Origin of the sequence: Thermotoga sp., assembly GCF_021162145.1 — a bacterium.
Lineage (GTDB): Bacteria > Thermotogota > Thermotogae > Thermotogales > Thermotogaceae > Thermotoga.
The window spans coordinates 1-6638 of record NZ_JAGGZH010000082.1 but is presented as its reverse complement, the minus strand read 5'-3'; the positions used below and the strand labels follow the sequence as shown (position 1 = coordinate 6638).

The 6638-nt window shown below is 48.0% G+C and carries 7 protein-coding genes and 2 pseudogenes; 4 read left to right on the top strand and 5 right to left on the bottom strand.

Annotated elements, in window-relative coordinates; translation table 11 throughout:
- From J7K79_RS05245 to J7K79_RS05235, 4 genes are all read left to right on the top strand, one after another.
- Window positions 1-316, top strand: a 316-nt coding sequence (locus tag J7K79_RS05245; protein WP_366932591.1) for a flagellin, incomplete at its 5' end; no start/stop codon positions are given.
- Between the two features lie 183 nt (window positions 317-499).
- Window positions 500-940 carry a hypothetical protein gene (locus J7K79_RS05240; protein ID WP_296905895.1) on the top strand — a complete coding sequence of 147 codons (441 nt, stop codon included), beginning with the start codon at window positions 500-502 and terminating at the stop codon, window positions 938-940.
- Window positions 853-1188: a zinc ribbon domain-containing protein gene (locus tag J7K79_RS09470; RefSeq protein WP_366932590.1), complete on the top strand. Its 336-nt coding sequence runs from the start codon at window positions 853-855 to the stop codon at window positions 1186-1188. The genes J7K79_RS05240 and J7K79_RS09470 overlap by 88 nt, the downstream gene beginning before the upstream one ends.
- Window positions 1189-1416: 228 nt before the next feature.
- Complete coding sequence (locus J7K79_RS05235) at window positions 1417-1998, top strand: MBL fold metallo-hydrolase (protein ID WP_296905893.1); 582 nt, start codon at window positions 1417-1419, stop codon at window positions 1996-1998.
- An 825-nt stretch (window positions 1999-2823) separates the two neighbouring features.
- On the opposite strand, the pseudogene trpA reads toward J7K79_RS05235, so the two are convergent.
- The 5 genes and pseudogenes from trpA to J7K79_RS05210 all read right to left on the bottom strand — a co-directional run.
- Window positions 2824-3548 (bottom strand): annotated as a pseudogene (gene trpA / locus J7K79_RS05230) (tryptophan synthase subunit alpha).
- Window positions 3545-4714: a tryptophan synthase subunit beta gene (gene trpB / locus J7K79_RS05225; protein WP_296905890.1), complete on the bottom strand. Its 1170-nt coding sequence runs from the start codon at window positions 4712-4714 to the stop codon at window positions 3545-3547. Before trpB ends, trpA begins: the two are co-directional and overlap by 4 nt.
- Window positions 4711-5334, bottom strand: coding sequence for a phosphoribosylanthranilate isomerase (locus tag J7K79_RS05220; protein ID WP_296905887.1), 624 nt, complete (start codon window positions 5332-5334; stop codon window positions 4711-4713). The genes trpB and J7K79_RS05220 overlap by 4 nt, the downstream gene beginning before the upstream one ends.
- Entirely contained in the window at window positions 5322-6080 is a 759-nt protein-coding gene (locus tag J7K79_RS05215) for an indole-3-glycerol-phosphate synthase (protein WP_296905898.1), read from the bottom strand. The genes J7K79_RS05220 and J7K79_RS05215 overlap by 13 nt, the downstream gene beginning before the upstream one ends.
- Window positions 6055-6638, bottom strand: a pseudogene (locus tag J7K79_RS05210) (bifunctional glutamine amidotransferase/anthranilate phosphoribosyltransferase); the annotation flags it as partial. The pseudogene J7K79_RS05210 and the gene J7K79_RS05215, both read right to left, overlap by 26 nt.

The following is a 6638-nucleotide window of genomic DNA, read 5'->3' as shown; positions in this document are numbered from 1 at the left end:
GGAGGTACTCTCAAGGCTGTTTGAAACGAACATTTCAACAGATGCTCAAAAGGCCTTAGAAACAATCGAGCAAACTTTAGAAAGCGTTTCCCAGATAAGAGGGAGTATCGGTGCCTGGACGAACAGATTGGAAGCTTCTGCCAGGGATGTGTTAAACGCATACTCGGAGCTGTTCAGGTCAGAAAGTGTCTTTGAGCCAACTGCGACAAAAACGATGATGGAGGTAACCAGGAACGAACTGCTGAGACAGACAACAATAGCGAGCCTTCTCCACAGAATGGAAAACGGCAGAAACATACTGGAGCTTCTGATGTGAGCATATTTTACAGAAAACCAACCGTGAAGGCCCATCTCCTTCAGGGGATGGGACAAAGTGGCTTGTTTTTGGACTGTACCAGAAACTTTAAGGAGGCACATCAAAGAGTACCAGGACATATAAGGGTCTACAAGATACCAGTGCCGCAAGAGCTATATCAAAGATGATAAGAACTCCAAAGATTTGCTGGCAGAGTATACACCGCTTAGGACTCCCAAATACAGACCGCTCATCTGGAAAAGTCAGACTGTAAAACTGTTGAAAGATAGAACCATAAGGCTTTCTATGGGGAACGGCAGGACGCCTTTCTGTGTTCTCTCCACACTGCCCCGTGGAACAGGCATCAGAAGAGTCGAGCTCGTCTACGACAAAGCGTTAGATGAATTCCGTCTGCACGTTGCAGTATCAGTAAAAGCAGCTTCAGCTGAACCAGGAAACAAGGCCGCTGGAGTCAACCTTGGCGCCATCCACTCGATGGTTGTAACCGATGGCAAGGAAACCATCATCTACAACGGTGGAGAACTGAACTCCAAACTGTGCTACCGCAACAAGAAACTTGCGGAGTTCAGCCACAAGCTGTCCAGGAAAAAGCGGAGTTGTTCGACATCAAGGTTATCTTCGTAAAGGAATCCTACACATCCCAAACCTACCCTGTGTGCGGAGCTAAAAACAAAACGAACAACGGAGCATGCAAATGCAAACATTGCAGCTTTGAAGGTCATAAAGACGCAGTAGGAGCTTTCAGCATAAGAGCCAAGTATACAGGCGAAAGCCTGATAGTAGGGGCTTTGGCATCCCCTGCAAGTGTGAAATCCAATCCACACCTACGTGGTCCGGGTAATATCCCGTGGAAGCTGGCCTTGAGCCAGTAAGAATCCCATACCCTTTAGAGGATCGGGAGGACGTCAATCACAGGCACGCGAATTTTCTGTTCGACGCCTTTCTCATATGCATAGAGCGTGTCCCAAACATCTCTTTCGTTGAGAAAGGTGATAGAACCTTCATCGTAGGAGACGCGAGAGGAGGATTCAGACAGTCATCCATCGCCATGGGAAGTTCGTGGAGGCTGCAATGGAAATTCTGAAAAGAGAGGGAAGAGTATGAACCTCAAAAGGTACATCACATCGCCTCCTTTCGATGTGAACACATACACCTTCGAGTTGAACGGAATTCTTCACGTGATAGATTTAGGAGAAGGAATCTCACGATTTGTGAAAAAACCCGCTGTTGTCCTTGTCACCCACGGTCACTGCGACCACATATCTGGAATTCTAGAGCTTCAGTTGAAAGAACTTTTCATCCCTCCGGAAGACGCTCTCATGCTGAAAGACCCTGAGAAAAACCTTTCCTCTGCCTTCATGGACCATCCTGTAATGGTGGATCTCCACTGGAAGGACGTAGACAAGCACTTCGAAACTCTGAAAACACCGGGCCACACGAAAGGCTCACGTTTCATCGTTTACGAAGGTGTGATTTTCACAGGTGGTACTGTTTTTGCAGACACTATTGGACGAACAGACCTTGGTGGCTCCGAAGAGGATACGAGAAGCACTCTGAAATGGGCAAAAGAGTTCTTCGAAAGCCTTCCAAGAAACTGGCTTGTATGCCCAGGTCATGGAAAAACAATCACCGTGAAGGACCTTCTGGAGAGGAACCCATTCCTAGGGAGGTACGAGTTGTGAGAATCCTCAGGAGGATAGGAAAAGAGGAAGTAGCCTAAAGAAACTTTGCGGAGTTTGTCAAATCCATCCAGCCTCCACTGCCTCGTGAAAAGAAGTGGATACTCATCGTCTCGACTCTCGTAGGGTGTCCCGTTGGATGTTTCATGTGTGACGCAGGTGGGTTCTACAAGGGAAGCTTTCCTCTGAAGAGATCCTCGAGCAGATAGACTTCCTCGTAGAAAGCAGATATCCAGACAGAAAGGTTCCGTCGAAGAAATTCAAGATACAGTTTGCTAGAATGGGAGAGCCTGCTTCGAGCAGTGCTGTACTCGAAGTTTTCGAAGAGCTTCCAAAAAGATAGAGTGCACATGGACTTCTACCGTCCCTTTCCACAGTTGCTCCCATTGGAACAGAGGACTTCTTCAAAGAACTTCTGGAGGTGAAAGAAAAGTACTGTCAAGGAAGATTTCAACTTCAATTCTCCATCCACTCAACGGATGAGAGGGAGAGAGATCGCATCATACCGATAAGGAGATAAGGAAATGGTCTCTCGAGAGAATAGCAGAATATGGCGGAACGTTCGTGAAAGAATACGACAGGAAAATCACTCTGAACTTTACCGTGACTCAGAATTACTTGTTAGATCCCAAGGTCGTGATCGATCGATTCAATCCAGAAAAATTTCTCGTAGAGATCACACCGGTGAATCCCACATACCGCTCGAAAGAAAATGATCTCAAGTCAGACGTCAACGCCGAAGGGGGTGTTCTCTTAAGACACCAAAAGCTCGTGGACGAACTCAGGAGAGCTAGTTTCGAGGTGATTTTGTGCCCAGGAGAGCTGGGGTTATTTCTCTCCAAGAAGCTCTTTTACTTTCCTTATTACCTTTCGAGGAATCTCTTTTTTCTCACTCTCGGCCATTATTCTCACCAAGGCACTTCCAACGATCACACCGTCCGCTATCTCCCACACTCTCTTCACCTGTTCATGTCTTGATATGCCGAAACCTACAAAGAGCGGAAGCTTCACCTTCTCTTTCACCCTTCTTATATGGTCTGCGAACGGAAGATCCTCCCTCTCACCGGTGACGCCGTATCTGGAGATATAGTAGACGAACGGTGCATCCACGGTGTTTATCAATTCTATCTCCTCGTCTTTGGTGTTCGGTGCCACGAAGGGAACTATGGGAAAGTCAATCTCCACGTTTTTGACCTCTCGAAGTGGAAGATCGGGAATGATGAGACCCCTCACACCAACCTTTCTCAACTCGCTCAAGAGCTTTTCTTTTCCCTCTGGATAGTTCACGATAGGGTTCAGATAGCTCATCATATGGAGATCGTAGTCAACAGAGATCTCACGTAACATCTCCAATATTTTCTTCACGGTGACACCGTTGTCCAGGGCTACTTTATGAGCAAGCTGAATGGTGGGCCATCCGCCACAGGATCAGAGAACGGAACACCAACCTCTACCCCCGTGATGTCCAGCTCGTTCAAAGAAAGAAGAACCTCTTTTGTCACCTCGAGATCGGGAAATCCGGCTGGAATGTATGCGATAAATCCTTTTTTCATCCTATCCTCTCCCTGACGTAAGGATGATTCAAAACGGATTCCAGATCTTTGTCGCCCCTTCCGGATAGATTTACAATCACTATTTTTCCTTCTATATCAAGCTTTTTCAGATACGCCAGTGCGTGAGAGCTCTCGAGTGCGGGTATAATTCCTTCCAACCTGGAAAGTTCCAAGAAGGCATCGAGCGCTTCCTCGTCGTTGACGACATCGTAAGTCACCTTCCTGGTTTCTTTCCAGTATGCGTGCTCAGGACCGACTCCGGAGTAATCCAGACCAGCCGACACAGAATGTGTTATCTGAACCTGCCCCCACTCGTCCTGAAGAACGTAGGTCTTGCTTCCATGTAAATATCCAACCTTTCCCTTTAGAAGGGAAGCGGCGTGCTTTCCGGTTTCCACACCATAACCCCCCGCTTCCACTCCTATCAGTTTCACCCCCGTATCTATGAAGGGATAGAAAATACCCGCTGCGTTGCTCCCGCCCCCGACACAGGCGATGATGTAATCCGGTAGTCTTCCCTCTTTTTCCAGGATCTGTTCTTTTGCTTCTTCTCCTATCACTTTCTGAAAGTTTCTCACAATGATCGGATAGGGATGAGGACCAACGACAGAGCCGATAACGTAGTAAGTAGTTTGGAGATTCGTTATCCAGTCGCGAAGAGCCTCGTTGATTGCATCTTTCAATGTTCTGCTACCACTCTTCACAGGCACAACCTTCGCCCCAAGAAGTCTCATCCTCTCAACGTTCGGTTTCTGCCTGATCATATCTTCTTCTCCCATGTAGATCACGCACTCCATTCCAAAGAGAGCGGCAGCAGTGGCCGTGGCCACACCGTGTTGTCCAGCACCTGTTTCTGCTATTATCCTCGTTTTTCCCATTCTCCTTGCAAGAAGCACCTGTCCTATGGCGTTGTTTATTTTATGAGCTCCCGTGTGGAGAAGATCCTCTCTCTTCAGGTATATCCTCGCACCGTATCCCTCACTCAGCCTTCTCGCGAAGTAAAGCGGTGTGGGACGACCCGCGTAGTCCCTCAGAAGGCAGCTGAGCTCCTTCCAGAACAACTCGTCTTTTGCGATCTCTTCGTACGCCGCCTCGAGCTCCTCCAAAGCGGGCATGAGGATCTCCGGAGCGTACTGTCCTCCGTAAGAACCAAAGTACCCTTTCATACACACAACCCCTTTGCTTTTTTTATGAACTCCTCAACCAGTTTGTGGTCTTTTTTTCCCGGAGAAATTTCCACACCGGAAGATACATCAACGGCGAACGGTTTCACCATCTCAATCGCTTCCTCTACATTTTCTGGATTCAAACCCCCGGAAAGTATAAGATAACGAAATCGATCCCTGTAAGGCAGAACAAGTGACCAGTTGAAAGTTCTTCCACTACCCCCGTAGCCTGGAACCTTGGTATCAAGAAGAACTGGAAATTTTCCGTACTCAAGCGCACGCTCGACATCGGCTCTCCCCGATATCCCTACAGCCTTTATCACCATGATCTTCTCGTTGAGCTTCTCACAGAACTCAGGACTTTCATCACCATGGAGTTGAACAGCATTCAACCCCACGAAGGAAGCTGTGTTCAAGACGCTCTCAAAAGATTCGTTCACGAACACACCAACGCGGAACACAAATGGAGGCAAATCGCGAGAAATTTCACGAGCTTTTTCCAAGGAGACGTACCGCTTACTGCTCGGATAGAAGACAAATCCGATCGCGTCCGCCCCACTTTCCACCGCAAGCACGGCGTCTTCAAGGTTTGTGATTCCACAGATCTTCACTCTGACCATGCTCTCATCTCTTCCAGAAACTTCCTTGGGTTCTTCGCCCTCATGATGGAGGTTCCCACCAGAACGGCGTTCACCTTTCCCTTCAGATCCCTCAATTCTCTCGGATCCTCTATTCCACTCTCTGCTACGACGATGACATCATCTGGTATCAAAGGTAAAAGATTCCACAGCACGTCTTTCTTTATCTCGAAGGAATCCAAGTCCCTGGTGTTTATACCAACTATTCTTGGCTTCACAACGGAAAAGACTTTCTCTACATCGTCCCTCGAGTGAACTTCAACCACACTGTCCATTCCCAGCTCTTCTGTTGTCTCGTAGATATTCTTTATCTGCTCTTTTGTCAGTATACGAGCGATTATGAGGATAGCATCCGCTCTCACACCGGAGGCCAGTTTCACCTGAACGGGATCCAAGTAGAAATCTTTGGCCAGGATCGGTTTTTCCGTGAGATTTCTGGCAGTCCTTACGAACTTGATATCCCCTTTGAAGAAGTGCTTTTCTGTGAGGATGCTGATCGCATCGGCCAGTTCATCGTAGATCGCTATATACTCCTCCAGAGGAGCATCAACGTTGATACTCCCTGCAGAGGGAGATGCTCTCTTGTACTCTGCTATGATCTTCACCCTGCTCCTCCCAGAAAGGGCTTTTACAAAACTGTGGTTTCTCTTTCGAGGGAAAATCTTTTCTGCGTCTATCTTCAGAACATCCTCTTTTTTTCTCTCAACTATTTCCCAGAGTCTTTTGATAGTCCATTACCTCCTTCAACTTTCTGTAAGCCTGACCCGCGAAGATCAGATCCAGCGCCTTCTCCACTCCATCCCTGATTGTATCACTCTTTCCAACCAGCCAGAACAGCACGCCTGCGTTCAGTGCAACCGTTTCCACTTGCGTTCTACTGGCCTCTCCCTTCAAAACGCTTTCCATCAAGCGATAGGCCTCTTTTGGATCGGAAGGTCCTTTCAACTCATCGGGATCTCCGCGTTTCAAACCCAGTTTTTCTGGGTCGATGACCAGCGGAGTGATCTCTTCCTGGGTAACTAGGAGGGCTTCGTTTTCACCGCATGTTGTGAGCTCATCGGTGAACCCCCCAGAGACAACCGCAGAGCGCTTTGTACCGAGTCTCTGAAGACCCTGCGCTAACTTGTGAGCGAAGGAAAAATTGAAAACTCCAACGATCTGGTGTTTCACACGAGCGGGATTTGTGATAGGACCAAGGAGATTGAAAGCAGTTCTGATTTTGAGCTGCCTTCTTGCTGGCATTACGTGTTTCATGGCCGGATGAAGAAGTGGCGCGAAAAGGAGGG